Source organism: Micromonospora sp. HM5-17 (assembly GCF_003762835.1).
Classification (GTDB): Bacteria; Actinomycetota; Actinomycetes; order Mycobacteriales; family Micromonosporaceae; genus Plantactinospora.
In genome coordinates this window covers 110,269-125,753 of sequence record NZ_RJWA01000007.1, presented here as the reverse complement: position 1 = coordinate 125,753, position 15,485 = coordinate 110,269, and the positions used below count along the sequence as shown (strand labels likewise).

Below are 15,485 nucleotides of genomic sequence, written 5' to 3'. Positions count from 1 at the left end.
CCTGGTCCTGCCGGCTCACGGGGCCACGGGCCGCCCATCTGGTGGGAGCGGGCGGCTCCGGGGCGGTGGTTGACCTAGACTCGGCCCGTGCTCGCGCGACGTCAGTCCTGGTGGGCCGCCACTGTGGCGGCCGACCTCCGCGCGTAGTCTTCCACGCGGCCGCCCACGCGGCGGCCGCCGGCGTTCCTCCCCGCTTCCGGCCCCGCCGGACGGCCCCGAGCGAGGGGAACGACCCGATGACACTGCTCCGACACCTGCTCGACACGGTCGCCACCGGCGCCGACCCGGGACCGTTCGCCCTGATACGGCGGGAGGGCGCCGCCGGCCTCGAGGTCTTCACCGGCACCCTGCGCACCGTCGACCGGCTCGCCGACATCCCCCTGGAGCCCGGCCCGGCCGGCCCCCGCACGCTGGCCCTGGTGCCGTACCGGCAGATCGCCGAGCGCGGGTTCGCCTGTGCCGACGACGGTGCCCCGCTGGCCTGCCTCGTGCTCGCCGGGCACGAGCGGGTCCCGCTGGCGGAGGCGCTGGCCGCGCTGCCCGACACCACGGTGCCGGTCCGCGACGGCGGGTTCGACATCTCCGACGCCGAGTACGCCGCGACCGTCGACCGGGTGCTCCGCGACGAGATCGGCCGGGGCGAGGGAGCCAACTTCGTGATCCACCGCTCGTACCGGGGCACGCTGGCCGGTCCGCCCCTGCCGGCCGCGACGGCCGCGCTACGCCGGCTGCTGACCGACGAGCGGGGGGCCTACTGGACGTTCCTGGTGCACACCGGCGACCGGACCCTGGTCGGCGCGTCGCCGGAGCGCCACGTGAGCGTCGAGGACGGCCTGGTCATGATGAACCCGATCAGCGGGACCTTCCGACACCCGGGCGCGGCGGCGGATCGGGCGGCGCTGCTGGAGTTCCTCGCGGACCCGAAGGAGATCGACGAACTCTACATGGTGCTCGACGAGGAACTGAAGATGATGGCGACCGTCGCCGAGCACGGCGGCCAGGTGCTCGGGCCGTACCTGAAAGAGATGGCGCACCTCGTGCACACCGAGTACCTGCTCGCCGGGCGGGGTTCGCTGGACGTCCGGGAGGTTCTGCGCCGGACCATGTTCGCCCCCACCGTCACCGGCAGCCCGATGGAGAACGCCTGCCGGGTGATCGCCCGGCACGAGCGGCGCGGTCGGGGCTACTACGCGGGCGTACTCGCGCTGCTGGGCGTCGACGACACCGGCCGGCAGACCCTGGACGCGCCGATCCTGATCCGGACCGCGGAGCTCTCCCCGGCCGGCGCACTGCGGGTGTCGGTCGGGGCGACCCTGGTACGGCACTCCACCCCGGCCGGCGAGGTCGCCGAGACCCACGCCAAGGCCGCCGGGGTGCTGGCCGCGTTGGGGCTGGGTCCGGCCGCGCCGGGCCGGGCAGCGACCGGGATACGCCGCGAACCCGCCGTACCGGGCCGGGCAGCCACCGAGACGCGCCGCGAACCCGCCGAGACCACGGTGGCGGCGGAGGTCCGGCTCGCCGAGGATCCGGCGGTACGCGCGGCGCTGGCGGCGCGCAACGACATTCTGGCGCCGTTCTGGCTCGAACAGCGGAGGCCGGAGGCCACGGTGCTGCCCTGGCTCGCCGGTCGCCGGGTCCTCGTCATCGACGCCGAGGACACCTTCACCGGCATGCTCGCCCACCAACTACGGGCGCTCGGGGCGTCCGTCGACGTCCACGCCTGGACCGAGCTGGGGGCCGGCCTGGATCCGACCGCCGCCGACGTGACCGTGGTGGGCCCGGGCCCCGGCGACCCGAGCGACCTGACCGACCCGAAGATGGCCGCACTGGACGCCACGGTCGAACGGCTGCTCCGGGCCGGCCACCCGACGCTCGGGGTCTGTCTCGGGCACCAGGTCCTGGCCGGTCGGCTCGGGCTGACGCTGCGCCGCCGGGTCATGCCGTACCAGGGACTGCACCGCGACATCGACCTGTTCGGGACGGTCCGACGGGTCGGGTTCTACTCCAGCTACACGGCGGTGGCCGAGGCCGCGGAGGTCACCGGCCCGTACGGGCCGGTACGGCTGGCCCGGGAGGCCGCCGACGGCGCGGTGCACGCGCTGCGCGGGACGACGTACGCGGGCGTCCAGTTCCACCCCGAGTCGGTGCTGAGCCGGGACGGCCTCGCCGTCCTGGCCGACCTCCTTGGCTGGCTGCTCCCCGCTCCGGCCGCGCCCGGGGCGCCCGGGACGGCGTACGCGGCGGTGCCGGACCGGGTCGCGGAGGCATAGTCCGCGGCGTTCCGGGTAGTCGGTCGGGCGCCGGTGGTCCGGGCGGGTCGAAAGCCCTCGTCCGGGCCACCGGTCCGGTGACCGGCCCCGGCCGCCGGCCGCGCCCGAGGCGTCGCTAGCTCCGGTCACGTCAAGGTGCCGCCGGTCCGCTCGCGCCCAAGGTGCCGCCGGTCCCGGCGGGGAGACCCGCGGCCCGGCGTCGTCCGCGCCCACCGGGTACCCCGGGGTCACCGGCCGGTGGCCTCGGTCCCGCTGGTCGCGGCGCCGCCCTCGAAGCCCTCGCGCCCGGTGGGCCGGGTGCCGGCCAGCCAGATCCCGAACACCATCGCCAGCACGGCGGGGACCTCGACCAACAGCCGCAGGCCGCCGAAGGCGAGCCTCTCGTGGAAGGCGGTCACCCCGACCACGATGCTGGCGACCGGGTCCACCAGGGTGATCGCGGTCAGCGGCGCGGCGAGCGGGCCGTTCTGGAAGGCGTTCTGGTTGAGCGCCACCGCCGAGATCCCGGTGACGGCGAGGGCGTAGAGGTGCCAGTCGGCGAGCGCGGCGATCGGGTCGGCGAAGGCCCGCCCGGCGAACGTCTTGAGCAGCGACGCCGTGCCGGCGTACAGCAGCCCGCTGGCGATCCCGAGCAGGGTGCCCCGGAGGGCGTCGTCGGTGGCCCTGCAGGCGAGGGCGAGGCAGAGCCCGAACAGGGCGCCCCCGACCAGTCCCACCCCGAGCCAGCCCATCACCGAGGGCTCCGGTACGCCCGCCTGGGGTCGCGCGGCGACGAGGAAGGCCGCCAGCCCGAGTACGCAGCAGGTGACCGCGGCGACGTCCCGGGGATGGGGCCGGCGATGGTCCAGCGCGGCTTCCAGGGGGATCGCCAGGAACATGCCGGTGATCATCAGGGGCTGGACCAGGGTGATCGGCCCGAACCGGAGGGCGAGGGCCTGGAGGCCGGTGCCGACGAGATCGGGAACCTTGGCGAGCAGCCACCGCCGTCGACGCAGCAGCCGGACGAACAGCCGGGGGTCGAACGTCGCGTGCGGCGGCTCCATCCGGGCGGCCCGCTGCTGCAACGCCGCCCCGAGCGCGCAACAGCCGGCGGCGGCGAGCGCCAGCAGTATCGCCGCCACGACCACGCTCAGCTCCCGCCGCCCCGGGCCGCCGCCGGTCCCCTACCCACAACGGTCACGCTACGTGGCCGGACCGGCGGGCACGGATGGTTCCGCGAGGGCCGGCCGGTCGGCCGTCCGCTCCCGGATCCCGCCGACGCCGGCGAGCCCGTCGACACCCGGTCACTCCGGCCCCGGTACGTCCCTCCCAAGGTCCTCGTCGGCTGCGACGCCTCGGGACCGCTCCCTGCGCCCTGAGGCGCCGTCGAGGAGAGCGGAGCGACCGGTGAGGAAGAAGAGGCCGCTCCCTGCGCCCCGAGACACCGTCCGGGCGGTTTGCCCGGATCACCGCGCTCTCCGCCCGGGGCAGCTCGCCCTCCGCCCCGCCCGCCTCGTCGTTCTCGGAGAACGCATCCTTTTCCTCACCGGTCGCTCCGCTCTCCTCCTTCTTCCTCTCCGATCGCCCCGCTCTCCGCCCCGGTCGCCTCACCATCCCGCTCGGGTCGCCCCGCTCTCCGCCCCGGTCGCCTCACCATCCCGCTCGGGTCGCCTCGCTCTCCCTCTCGAGATCGCCCCTCCCTCCCCCTCAGGTCGTCTCGTCCTGCCTCTCCGATCGCCTCTTCCTCGCTCTCGGTTCGTCTCGCTCTCCGCCCGGGGCTGGTGGCCGGGCGCGGGCTACCGGACGGCGGCGAGGTCTCCACTGTGGTATTCCGGCTCGCCCGCGCCTCCGCTACCGTGGTCGTTACCTCCGGCCCGCGACGGTCGCCGTCGACGCCGACCCGCCCCGGACGCGCACCACGCCGAACGACGCCGGCTCTGTCGGGCACCCGGCCCGCGCCGGGACGCCCCGGGCCGCCGCGCCCGATCAGCGGGTCCCGCCCCGATCGGGTGAACCGCTTCGCCCCCGCGATCCGTTCGGCAGGATCGATGTCGAAGGAGGTGCCGTCGTGCAGGACACCCGGGTGCTCACGCTGTCGTTCGAGGTCAGCGGCCCGCCCCCGGTCAGGACCGAGGCACTGTCCCTCTTCGCGGCCGGACACCGTCAGGCGAGCCGCGTCCGGGCCCTGCTCCGGGCCGCCTGTGACGCCGCGCAACGCAGCGGGTGGATGGCGCTGACCGGACCCGTCGCCCTCGACATCGTCCTACGGTGCCCACCCGGAGGACGTACGGCCGACGTGGCGGCGCTGATCGGCGGGATCGGCGCGGTGCTCCAGGACAAGAAGCGGGCGGCCGCCATCGGGCTGGCGCACCTCGGGGTGCTCGCCGACGTCACCCTCTACGTGGACGACCGGCAGATCCAGCGCGTCTCCTACCGGGAGGAACCGGCCGAGTCAATGTCCTATCTGGTCCAGGTGAGCGCGTTGCCGCCGACAGTCTGACGGCTGGTCGACGAGACCCGGGCCGGCCAGCCCCGAGGCCGCCAGCGGTATCCGGCCGAGGAGTTCCGCCGCTGCGCGATGGCGATCGTCCGCGGGCCCCACCCGGCCAGCCCTGACGACCGCCGTCGATTCCCGGTCCCGGCTCCGCGCCGCTGGTCGACGCCAACCTCGCTGCTCCGGGGTCCGGATCAGTGGTTGGCGACGGCGATTCGTCTCCGTACACTCGGTGGCCTCACGGCCGGTCGTGCGCGCCCGGTGTCCCCGCCTGGATCCGGCCGATCTCCACGGGAGGCTCAGTGCCCGCACAGCCGAGTGCGCCCGCCGCGCTGCTCGACGCCGTCTCCACACCGCTGCTGATCACCTCCGAGCAGGGCGTGGTCTTCTGGCGCAACGACGCCGCACGGCGGCTGGAGCAGCTCATCGGCGACAGTCTCGACGTACTGCCGTTCGCGACCGCGGTCCCGGACGGGCCTCCGGTCGAGCTGCGGTGTCCGGCGGCCGACGGCAGCACCCGGCATTTCCGGGTGACCTGTCGGCGCGCACCCGGAGTCCCGGCCGAGGACGGCGATCCCGTGCCGCTGCTGTACGAGTTCACCGACGTCACCGACGAGCGGGCCGCACAGCACCGCGCGGACGACTACGCCTGGCGGCTCAACCGCATCGAGCAACTGGCCCGGGTCGGCACCTGGGAGTGGCATCTCCCGACCGACCAGGTGGTCTGGTCCCCCACCCTCAAGGCCATGATCGGGCTGGCTCCGGAGACCGACCTGGACTACCCGACCTACCGGGAGATGATCCACCCCGACGACCTCGGTCTGGTCGAGGCCGCCCTCGACCAGGCGATCCGGGACGGCTCGTCGTTCACCTACGTGCACCGGATGTACCGGGCCGACGGCCGGCAGATGCGGGTGCTGCAATGCTACGGCGAGGTCTTCACCGACGAGTCCGGCCAGCCACTGCGGATGCTGGGGACGGCGCACGACATCACCGAGATCCGCCAGGCCCAGGACGAGTTGGCGTACCTGGCGACGCACGATCCGCTCACCGGATTGCCGAACCGACGGGCCCTCACCGCCCGGATGAGTGAACTGACCGCCGCCGGCGGGACGACGGCCGCGCTGCTGCTGCTCGACATCGACAACTTCAAGGACATCAACGACCTACGCGGGCACACCGTCGGCGACGAGGTGCTCCGCCTGCTGGCCCGGCTGCTGACCGAGCACCTTCCCGCCGAGGCGGTGCTGGGCCGGCTGGGCGGAGACGAGTTCGCCGTCCTGCTTCCGTCCTGTGACGCGGATCAGGCGCTCGCCGTCGGCGCCGGGCTCTGCGACCTGGTGGCCCGCACCCCGCTCGCCGTACACGACGAGCCGCTGCGGGTGACGCTGAGCATCGGGGCGGCCCCGCTCGACAGTACCGACGACGACACGCTGCTGCTCGCCCACGCCGACCTGGCGCTCTACCAGGCCAAGGGCGAGGGCCGCAACCGCGCCCGCCTCTTCGCCCCGGAACAGCAGCGGCTCGCCGCCGAACGCGTGCACGTGGTGTCGCGGGTCCGCCGAGCCCTGGAGACCGGGCAGCTCCAACTCGACGCCCAGCCGATCATCGACCTCACCGACGAGCGGATCCGCAGCTACGAACTGCTGCTGCGGGTCCGGGACGACCAGCGCCGCCAGATCGGTCCCGGCGAGTTCCTGCCCGCACTCGAACGCGGCGACATGATCTACGAGCTGGACCGGTGGGTCGTGGAGACCGCCACCCGCGCCCTCGCCTCGGCCCGGGCTGCCGGGATGGACCTGCGCTTCGACGTCAACATCTCCAGCCGCTCGCTGGAGGATCCGAGCTTCGGGGACTGGGTGGTCGGCACCCTGACCGCCGCCGGCGTACCCGCCACCCAGCTCGGTTTGGAGATCACCGAGACGACGGCGATCGAGAACCTGGACGCGGCCCGCCGGCTCGCCTCGACGCTGACCTCGGCCGGATGCCGGTTCAGTCTCGACGATTTCGGCGCCGGGTACGGCTCGTTCGTCTATCTGAAGCACCTGCCGTTCAGCACCGTGAAGATCGCCGGCGAGTTCGTCCGGCACGCCGACCACGGCGGCTCGGATCCGATCCTGATCGACGCCGTGGTCCGGGCCGCACACGGGCTCGGGATGCGGACCGTGGCCGAGCACATCGACCGGCCCGAACTGGTGCCGGTGCTGCGCCGGCTCGGCGTCGACCGGGGGCAGGGCTACCACCTGGGGCGGCCGGAGCCGCTGCGGACGCTGATGGAGCGGGTCGGCAGCCCGGACGGCGTCTCCGCGACCGTCTCCTGAACCGCCGGCACACCACCGTCGTCCGAACCCTCGACCAACGGCCGTCGTCGGAACCCCCGACAGGCGGCCGTCGTCCGACACCGTCAGCGGCTGGCCAGCGCCACCACCTCGGCCGCGCAGCCCCAGGCCAGGGTCACCCCGGCACCACCGTGCCCGTAGTTGTGGATCAGGCGGATCCCGTCCGGGCCGGACGGGTCCAGGGCCACCCGGGGGCCACCGTGCCGCGCCGGCCGCAGCCCGGTGAGCTGGCCGAGCACCGGCGCCCCGGCCAGTTCCGGGACGAGCGCGACGCATCGGGCCACGATGGCCCGGGCCACCTCCTCGTCCGGTGCCGTGTCCGTCTCGTACGGCTCGAAGGTGCCGCCGAGCACCACGTCCCGGCTGCGCGGGTGGACGTACGTCGGGCCGGCCGGATGTCCCTCGTCGCGCAGCGAGGTGGAAAGGCCCGGATTGGCGACCACGACGATCCGTCCCCGCACCGGATACACGGCGGGGTCGTCGGCGAGCCGCCCCGCCGCCAGCCCGGTCGCGTTCACCACGACCGGCGCGAGCCCGGCCACCTCGCGCAGGGTTCGGATGCGCTGCCGGCGTACCGGGACGCCGAGCCCGGCGAGCCGTTCCCGCAGCCACTCCAGGTACGGCGCCATCTCCACGCTCGGCACCGTGAACCGCCACTCGCCGGCGTAGCCGGGTGCGGGCGGGACGATCTGGAAGTCCGGTACGGCGGCCGACCACCACGGATGGTCGGAAACCTCCGCGCGCAGCAGCATCCGGGTCGGCCGCATCACCACGCCGGGCACCCCCCGCGCTGCCTGCGCGGCGAGTTCGTCGAAGGTCTGCCCCGCCCAGTCGAGCACCCGGGGATCGGGGTCGGTCCGGGTCGGATACCAGACCGCGGCGGCGATCCGGGACACCGTCTCCGCCGGCTCGTCCGCCGTGATCACCCGTACCCGGGCCCCGGCCTCGGCGAGCCGCACCGCGCAGGTCAGCCCGACCACGCCGGCGCCGACCACGAGCACGTCGTCCATGCCTCCAGGGTGCGGTCTCCGGGCCCGACGATCCAGTTCGGTCTCCGGGTCGTGGACCTCACGCATCCCCGGGACGACGCGGGCCGGCCGGTTGGCCGGTGACCCGGGGCCGTCGCGCCGCTACCCCAGGCGGTGCACAGCAACTAGCCTGCGCAGATGCGACACTCCCTCATCCCGGGCGACGACACCCTGCACGGTCACTTCTCCCCCGACTTCGCGCCGGTGCTCACCATCGACCCCGGTGACACCGTCACCTACCGCACCCTGGACTGCTGGTGGTCGGCTGGCCCGTACCCGGGCGGGCGCAACCGGGATCGGCCCCGGGTTCCGCAGTACCGGCCGGACCACGGCCACGCCCTCGTCGGTCCGGTCGCGGTCCGCGGGGCCCGCGCCGGCCAGACCCTCGAGGTACGCATCGACGCGGTCATCCCGGGCGCCTGGGGCACCACCGTGGCCGGCGGGTGGCCGAGCGGGTTCAACGAGCGGTACGGCGTCGAGCAGGAGGGCGTGGTGCACGCCTGGGAACTCGACGTCGCGACGATGACCGGCCGCAACCAGCACGGCCACACCGTCGCGCTGCGTCCCTTCATGGGGGTGCTCGGGATGCCGCCGGCCGAGCCCGGACGGCACTCCACGGTCCCGCCCCGGCCCTGTGGCGGCAACCTGGACTGCAAGGAGCTGACCGCCGGCAGCACCCTGCTGCTGCCGATCCCGGTCGACGGCGGCCTCTTCTCGGTCGGCGACGGCCACGCCGCGCAGGGGGACGGAGAGATCGGCGGCACCGCCATCGAGTGCCCGATGGACGAGGTGACCCTGACCTTCACCGTCCGTGACGACTTTCCGGTCACCGGTCCGGTCGCCCGGACCGCCGACGCCTGGCTGACCATGGGCGTCGGGGCGACGCTGGACGACGCGACCTACGCCGCGCTGTCGTCGATGCTGACGCTGCTCCAGCGGCTGTACGGGGTCAGCCGCCCCGATGCGGTGGCCCTGGCCAGCGTCGCGGTCGACGTCCGGGTGACGCAGATCGTCAACCAGATCGTCGGCGCGCACGCCGTGCTCCGCGACGGCGCCGTGGCCTGAGCGCCCGAGTCTGCGCGCTCGGATCTGCGTACCCGGATCTGCGTACCCGCGTCTGCGCGGCCGACTCTGCGCGGGTGAGGCCGTCAACCTGGTTGGCGCCGGCCTACGGGCCCGGCTCGCCGTGACGATGCGGGGGTTCACCGAGCCGGCCTGGGCCGACACTGCCGCGGTGAGCGGTCTGCTGGCCGCCCTCGTCCTCCTCACCTTCGCCGGTCACACGATCATCACGGCCGCTGGCGCGGAGATCTCGATCTGGCACGCCGGGCCGAGCGACCTCGGCGACCGGCTCCGCTTCGCAGGCTGGGCCGTGGTCTGCGCCGCCATACTGGTCGGGCTGCGCCGGTCGGCCGCCGTACTCGCCTGGACCGCGGCGGTCGCCGAGGTGGTGCTGCTCGTGTCGCGCTTCGGCGCCGACCCGGTCATGGCGATCGGCTCCCTGTGGCGGGTGGCCCCCACCCTCATCGCCGCCGCCGCGTTGACGGTCCCGGCACCGTCCCGCCGGGCGGTGGCAGTGCTCCGGGTATGGCGCCTGCTCCCCGTCGTTGCGGCTCTCGTCCTGATCGACGGCATCTTTCTGCTCAATAAGCTCGGCGAGCCGACCCTGTACGTTCACGCCCCCAGCCTGAACGCGCAGCGCGGCGACGGCTCGTTCGGCCTCTCCGCCTCGTCGGAGCTGGTGGTCGCGCTCTACGCCGCCGGAGTCGTGGTGGCCGTACTGACCCTGGTGGTCACGGTCGCCACCCTTGCGGCACCGCTACGCCGACGGCTCGCCGTCCTCTTCGTACCGGTCGCGGCGCTGGTCGTCCTGGCCGACGCCGCCCTCGGCGACTGGGCGTTCTCCCCCCAGCAACTGGAGCACCCACTCTTCAGGGTGCCGGCACTGTTCGTGGCGCTGGTCGGGGTGCCGGCGGCGATCTTCGCGGCCGGCGTCCTGCTGGTACGGCACCGCTAGCAGACCCTGCGGCTCGCCGTACGTGTTAGGAAGGGCCCCTTGTACGACAGAAAGCGATAGTAGGGGGCCCTTCCTTGCACCCCGGCGGTGCGGTGGCGATCAGTGGGCGGAGCTGTACCGACGCCTTCCGAAGGATGCGTCAGGCATGGTCCACTCGCTATCGTGTTACGGCGGGTAACAGAGGGGAAACCGCCGGTGCCGGAGGTACGGATCGCGGATCGCTACCTGCTGCTGCACACCATCGGCAGCGGGGGGATGGGCCGGGTCTGGCTCGCCCGCGACGAGATGCTGCACCGCCCGGTCGCGATGAAGCAGGTGATCCCGCCGGGGTGGATGACCCCGGAGGAGCGGGCCGAGTTACGCGCCCGGACCCTACGGGAGGCGCGGACGGCCGCCCGGCTGAACCACCCCAACGTGGTCCGCGTCTACGACGTGCTGTACTCCGCCGACTCCCCGTGGATCGTCATGGAGTACGTCCCGTCCCGCTCGATGCAGCAGGTGCTCGACACCGACGGTCCGCTGACCCCGCGCCGGACCGCCGAGGTCGGCCTCGCGATCCTCGCCGCGCTGCGCGCCGCGCACGCCTCCGGGGTGCTGCACCGCGACGTGAAGCCGCACAACGTTCTGATCGCCGACGACGGCCGGGTGGTCCTCACCGACTTCGGACTCGCCACCGTGGACGGCGGGGACGGCGCCCTCACCCGGGACGGCGTCGTGCTCGGCTCGCCCCAGTACGTCTCCCCCGAGCGAGCCGCCGACGGCTCGTCGACCGTCGAGTCCGACCTGTGGTCGCTCGGCGCCACGTTGTACGCGGCGGTGGAGGGACGTTCCCCGTACAGCCGGCCGACGGCGATGGCGACCCTCACCGCGTTGGCGGTGGCTCCGCCGGACCCCACCACCCGGGCCGGCCCGCTCCGGCCGGTCCTGGCCGGGCTGCTGCGCCGTGACCCCCGGCAGCGGCTCACCGCCGACGAGGTCGAGCGGCTGCTGCGCCGAATCGTCGACCCGCCACCGGCCCGCGCCGCCCGGCACCCGCTGGCTCTCGCCCGCTCCCTCGCCCACCCTCCCCTGGAGACTCCGGCGACCGACTCGCCAGGGCTCGGCACCGACCGGGCCACACCGGCCACCCGCCGACCGAGCCGACGCCGCCGTACCCCGAACCAGCGCCTACAGCCCGAACCGCGCCTACAGCCCGAACCGCGCCCGCGGCACGAGCCGGGAGCGCGACCCGAGGCGACAGCGCGGCCCGAGGCGACAGCGCGATCCGGGCCGGCAGCGCGGCCTGGGCCGGGCGTCCGACCGGCGACGCCGCCCGAGCCGGGAGCCCGACCGGGAACGCGGCCCGGGTCGGACGCGCCTCCCGGGTCGGACGCGCCTCCCGGGTCGGACGCGCCTCCCGGGTCGGACGGCCGGCCCGGGTCGAGGCCGTGGATCCGGCCGTTCCGGCGGCGCCGGGCGGTTCCGCCAGCACCGGACGCCGAACGGAATCGACGCCACGGCGCCGACCCGCCGGAGGGGACCGGACCGGGCCGACCGGCGGAGCAGGCCACGTGGCCGTCGCCGGCGGACGCACCGGTACGGGCCGGACGCGCCGGATCTCGCCTGCCGGGCTGGGCGCGCCGGCACGCCGCGCGCCTGCTGGCGGCCGGGCTGACCTGCGCCGTGGTGGCCGCGCTCGGCACCGCCCTCGCGGTCCGGGCCCACCTCGGCGCCGGGGCCGAGCCGGTCGCGAACCGGTCCGGGACCCCGGCCGCCACCGGTCCGGGCGGGTTCCCGTGCGCGCTCGGGGACGTCCGAGGCGTCCCGGTCACCGCCGCCCCGCGCCCGCCGGACGAGCGGTCCGGCCTGATCGAGAACTGGACCTGGTACACCGACCCGTCGGGGTTCCGGATCGCCGTCCCGATCGGCTGGCTTCACTACACGGACGGTACGGTCGCCTGCTTCCGGGAGCCCGTCGACGGCACGGCCCGGGTGCTGAGCGTCGACCCCGCCACCCCGCCGACCTCCGACGCCGAGGCGTACTGGCGGGAGAAGGAGCGCCAACTGCTGGCCCAGGGCGCCCTCGCCGGCTACGAGCAGGTGGAGATCGGGCCGCTCGACATCCAGGGCGGCGGTGCGGTGTGGGAGTGCCGGTGGATCAATCCGCAGGGCGAACGCGTGCACGCGGTACGGATGCTGATCAACGCCTCGGGACGCCGGGCGTACACGGTCTCCTGGCTGACCCGCGAGTTCGACTGGGGGGTCAACCAGGACCACCTGCGGATGGTGCGGTCCAGCTTCCGCCCGGCCGGTTGACCGGACGGCACCGCCCGTACCGTCGACATGCGGCGCCGCGGGTGGACGCGCGGCCCGGCCCGGGTGCCGCGGGGGCACGACACGCCGAGCGGTCTTGTGTGGATCAAGAGGTGATTGAACGCCGCGTCCCCGTTTGGCACAGTGTCTGCGGCCATCTGGTGGGTGCCGGGGGAGGATACGAAACGATGATGGGGCCATCCCATGCCCTGTCCGGGGCGGCGGTCTGGCTGGCCGGCTCGTGGGCGCTGGACCAGTTCGCGGGCTACGAGCAGTCGCCGCTGGCGATCGCGGTCGGCACCGCGGTCTGCGCGGGCGGAGCGCTCTTCCCCGACCTCGACATGTCCGGCAAGGTGACCGCCAACAAGGGTGGTGCCACCGTCGCCCGCACCTTCGGCGTGGTCTCGCTCTTCATCGCCGAGGTGGTGGAGAAGATCTCGCTCGGCGTGTACCACGCCACCCGGCAGAAGCGGGATCCCGACCGCGACAACGGCCACCGCACCCTGACCCACACCCTGCCGTTCACCGTGCTGGTCGGCTGGGGTACCACCGCGCTCTGCAACGCGTACGGGAAGTGGGCCGTCATCAGCATCCTCTTCTTCATGATCGGGCTGGCGCTGCGGGGGCTCTTCGACGAGTGGGCGAAGCGCGCCGGCTGGGTCGTCATCACGCTGCTGTCGGCGGCGGCGGCGTACTTCACCTACCTGCACCTGCCCGGCGACCGGGGCTACCCGATGCTCGGCCTGGCGATGGGTGTCGGCTGCTTCGTCCACATCCTCGGTGACATGATCACCCGCAACGGCGTACCGATCCTGTGGCCGATCCCGATCAAGCGTCGGATGTGGATGATGATCGGTCTGCCGAACAAGATCGCCATCACCGCCGGTGGGAAGGTGGAGAAGACGGTGCTGCGGACGGTCTTCACCGTCATCGCGCTGGTCTCCGCGGCCGGTCTGCTCATCCCCACGCTGCTGCGGCGGTTCAACGGCGAGGCCTGACCCGGGGTCCGGTCGGGGCGCCGGCGCCGCGATCCGGCCGGGTCTCCGGCGGCAACGCTCCCCGACCGCCGGCGTCTGCCGGCCGGGTCCGACCCGTCCGGCGGGCTCGGCCGTCCGGCCGGCACCATCGCCCGGATCGGTACGACCCGATGGGCTCAGTCGGCGGCCAGCCAGTCGGTGAGCAGGGCGAGCAGCGGTGCCCGGGCGGCGAAGACCTCCGCTTGGCCGCGCCGGTCGTACGTCGCGGCGACGCGGCCACCGGCACCGGCCGCGAGGTTCAGCATCCGGGGCGCCAACCAGCAGTACTTCGCCGCCGCGGTCAGCCGGATGGCCCGGCGTACCTCGTCCGCGGCGATCACTCCGCGCATCCCGGCCGTGTAGCCGTCGATCACCGCCGTGGCAACCTCGTCGAGCAGCGCGACGTCGACGAGGCCGTCGAAGAAGGTGTCCAGGATCAGGTTGGCGGCGTCCTCGCCGACCGGACCGGGTCCGACACAGGCCCAGTCGAGCAGCACCGGCCCGTCGGCGTCGACGACCAGGTTCATCGGCCAGACGTCGTGGTGGCAGAGCGTCCGGGGCAGACGGTCGGTGGCGGCGAGGACATCGCGGCGCCGCTCCCAGAGTCGACGCAGCCGGTCGCGTAGCCGCGCCGGCCACCACCGGACCGCCACCGGATGATCCCAGTCCACCGGCTCGGTGACGTCCCGGGAGAGGACGTAGTCGCGGAGCCAGTCCCGGGCCAGCCACGGGTGGTCGGGAAGGTCCGCCATCCGGGCGGCCTGCGCGGTGCCGAGCCGGGCGGCGAGGTCACCCAGGTCGTCCGGCCGGCAGGCCCCGCCGGTCCGGCCGGGCACGTCGGCGAGCCAGAGCCCGACCGAGCCGTCCGGCCGCGCCACGGTGTCGAGCAGCTCCGGCGCCCGGACGCCGCCCTCGGCGAACGCGGTCGCGGCCAGTCCGCTCCGGTAGGCGAGCAGCTCGCGGCGCCAGTAGTTCCAGTGCCCGGGGTCGTCGCTGCTGGCCCACTGCGGCAGGCCTCGGTCCCGACCCGGCGTCGCGATCTTCAGCACCGCCGAGCGCCCGTTCCGGGTCACCCGCCAGATGCCACCGGTCGCGGCGTTGAGGGCGTTGTGGGTCAGGGCCTCGGCGGACGCGTCGGTGCCGACCAGATCCGCCGGTGGGCGGCCGGGCCCACCGGAATCGGCCGGTGCGGCGACGGATACGGGGAGGGGTTCGGACACCGGTCCCAGGCTAGCCGCGCCAACCGGTCGGGACGCCGCCGGCTGGGCCGGTTCACACCGCCACCCGCTGCGTCGGTACCGGCACGGTCAGCCCCCAGGCGGCGAGCAGTTCCGGGGTGTTCGCCCGGCTGCCGTCCGCCACGGTGTCGCAGGCGATGTCGACGATCTCGTCCTTGTGCGCCATCAGGTACGGCCGCGCCCCGACGTCGGCGTTGGCGAGGGCGGCGATCCCGGCCCAGTGCCGACGGCCGAAGAGCATCGGGTACCCCCGCAGTCCGCCGTAGGTGGCGCAGACCAGGGCTTCCGGGTACGGCAGCGCCGCGACCCGGCGTACCGCCGCGACGGTCAGCCCCGGCATGTCGACCGGGACCACGACCACCGCCTCGGTCCGCGGATCGGACAGCTGGTCCAGGCCCAGCCGGATGGACGACCCGATCCCGGTGCCCCAGGAGCGGTTGACCGCCACGATCGCCTCGGAGAGGTCGGCGGTGGCCCGTACCTGCTCGGCCGCGGCCCCGAGGACCACGACGACGGGGCCGCACCCCGCCTCGCGCATGGTCTCGAGCACGTGGTTCACCAGCGGTCGTCCGCCCCGGTGCAACAACGCCTCCGGGCCGCCGATCCGGCGCCCTCCGCCCGCGGCAATGATCATTCCTGCAGTCCGGCTCAGTTGCGTCACCTTCCGTCGGTCGCGCGAGCCCCGGGCCGCGCGACGCCGTTCGTGCGAGCCCCGGGCCGCACGACGTCGCCCGCGCGGCTCCCGCCGCGCGCACACCGGACCCAACGAGCAGGCGCGAGCCAAGTATCGGCACTAAACGGACTATTTTGGA

General features: G+C 74.3%; 11 protein-coding genes. 7 read left to right on the top strand and 4 right to left on the bottom strand.

Annotation, left to right across the window (positions count from 1 at the left end; genetic code table 11):
• Positions 1-236: 236 nt before the first annotated feature.
• Complete coding sequence (locus EF879_RS20270) at positions 237-2,270, top strand: anthranilate synthase family protein (protein ID WP_123560968.1); 2,034 nt, start codon at positions 237-239, stop codon at positions 2,268-2,270.
• 227 nt (positions 2,271-2,497) lie between these two features.
• Here the strand turns inward: EF879_RS20270 and EF879_RS20265 are convergent, their stop codons facing one another.
• Positions 2,498-3,397, bottom strand: coding sequence for a DMT family transporter (locus EF879_RS20265; protein WP_123560966.1), 900 nt, complete (start codon positions 3,395-3,397; stop codon positions 2,498-2,500).
• 920 nt (positions 3,398-4,317) lie between these two features.
• On the opposite strand from EF879_RS20265, the gene EF879_RS20260 reads away from it, so the two are divergent.
• Together EF879_RS20260 and EF879_RS20255 are read left to right on the top strand one after the other, a co-directional pair.
• Positions 4,318-4,749 (top strand): hypothetical protein, encoded by a 432-nt coding sequence (locus tag EF879_RS20260; RefSeq protein WP_123560964.1) that lies wholly within the window; start codon positions 4,318-4,320, stop codon positions 4,747-4,749.
• Positions 4,750-5,045: 296 nt separating this feature from the next.
• A complete protein-coding gene (locus tag EF879_RS20255; RefSeq protein ID WP_148086491.1) occupies positions 5,046-7,064 on the top strand; it encodes a bifunctional diguanylate cyclase/phosphodiesterase in 2,019 nt (672 codons plus the stop codon).
• A gap of 83 nt (positions 7,065-7,147) precedes the next feature.
• Here EF879_RS20255 and EF879_RS20250 read toward each other — a convergent pair whose 3' ends face one another.
• On the bottom strand, positions 7,148-8,092 hold the full coding sequence (locus EF879_RS20250) for an FAD-dependent oxidoreductase (RefSeq protein ID WP_123560960.1): 945 nt from the start codon (positions 8,090-8,092) through the stop codon (positions 7,148-7,150).
• 156 nt (positions 8,093-8,248) lie between these two features.
• On the opposite strand from EF879_RS20250, the gene EF879_RS20245 reads away from it, so the two are divergent.
• The 4 genes from EF879_RS20245 to EF879_RS20230 all read left to right on the top strand — a co-directional run bounded on the left by EF879_RS20245 (position 8,249) and on the right by EF879_RS20230 (position 13,417).
• On the top strand, positions 8,249-9,175 hold the full coding sequence (locus EF879_RS20245; protein WP_123560958.1) for an acetamidase/formamidase family protein: 927 nt from the start codon (positions 8,249-8,251) through the stop codon (positions 9,173-9,175).
• Between the two features lie 169 nt (positions 9,176-9,344).
• Positions 9,345-10,127: a hypothetical protein gene (locus tag EF879_RS20240; protein WP_148086490.1), complete on the top strand. Its 783-nt coding sequence runs from the start codon at positions 9,345-9,347 to the stop codon at positions 10,125-10,127.
• Between the two features lie 195 nt (positions 10,128-10,322).
• A complete protein-coding gene (locus tag EF879_RS27745) occupies positions 10,323-12,422 on the top strand; it encodes a serine/threonine-protein kinase (RefSeq protein WP_233604615.1) in 2,100 nt (699 codons plus the stop codon).
• A 185-nt stretch (positions 12,423-12,607) separates the two neighbouring features.
• On the top strand, positions 12,608-13,417 hold the full coding sequence (locus EF879_RS20230) for a metal-dependent hydrolase (RefSeq protein ID WP_123560954.1): 810 nt from the start codon (positions 12,608-12,610) through the stop codon (positions 13,415-13,417).
• Positions 13,418-13,572: 155 nt separating this feature from the next.
• Here EF879_RS20230 and EF879_RS20225 read toward each other — a convergent pair whose 3' ends face one another.
• Together EF879_RS20225 and EF879_RS20220 are read right to left on the bottom strand one after the other, a co-directional pair.
• A complete protein-coding gene (locus tag EF879_RS20225; protein WP_233604614.1) occupies positions 13,573-14,655 on the bottom strand; it encodes a phosphotransferase in 1,083 nt (360 codons plus the stop codon).
• 52 nt (positions 14,656-14,707) lie between these two features.
• Entirely contained in the window at positions 14,708-15,307 is a 600-nt protein-coding gene (locus EF879_RS20220; RefSeq protein ID WP_123560952.1) for an NTP transferase domain-containing protein, read from the bottom strand.
• Positions 15,308-15,485 lie beyond the last annotated feature (178 nt).

Excerpts from the sequence above, each read along its gene's own strand:
- EF879_RS20270 (WP_123560968.1), top strand. The coding sequence starts at position 237 with ATGACACTGCTCCGACACCTGCTCGACACGGTCGCCACCGGCGCCGAC.
- EF879_RS20250 (WP_123560960.1), bottom strand. The coding sequence starts at position 8,092 with ATGGACGACGTGCTCGTGGTCGGCGCCGGCGTGGTCGGGCTGACCTGC.
- EF879_RS20245 (WP_123560958.1), top strand. The coding sequence starts at position 8,249 with ATGCGACACTCCCTCATCCCGGGCGACGACACCCTGCACGGTCACTTC.
- EF879_RS20230 (WP_123560954.1), top strand. The coding sequence starts at position 12,608 with ATGATGGGGCCATCCCATGCCCTGTCCGGGGCGGCGGTCTGGCTGGCC.
- EF879_RS20220 (WP_123560952.1), bottom strand. The coding sequence starts at position 15,307 with ATGATCATTGCCGCGGGCGGAGGGCGCCGGATCGGCGGCCCGGAGGCG.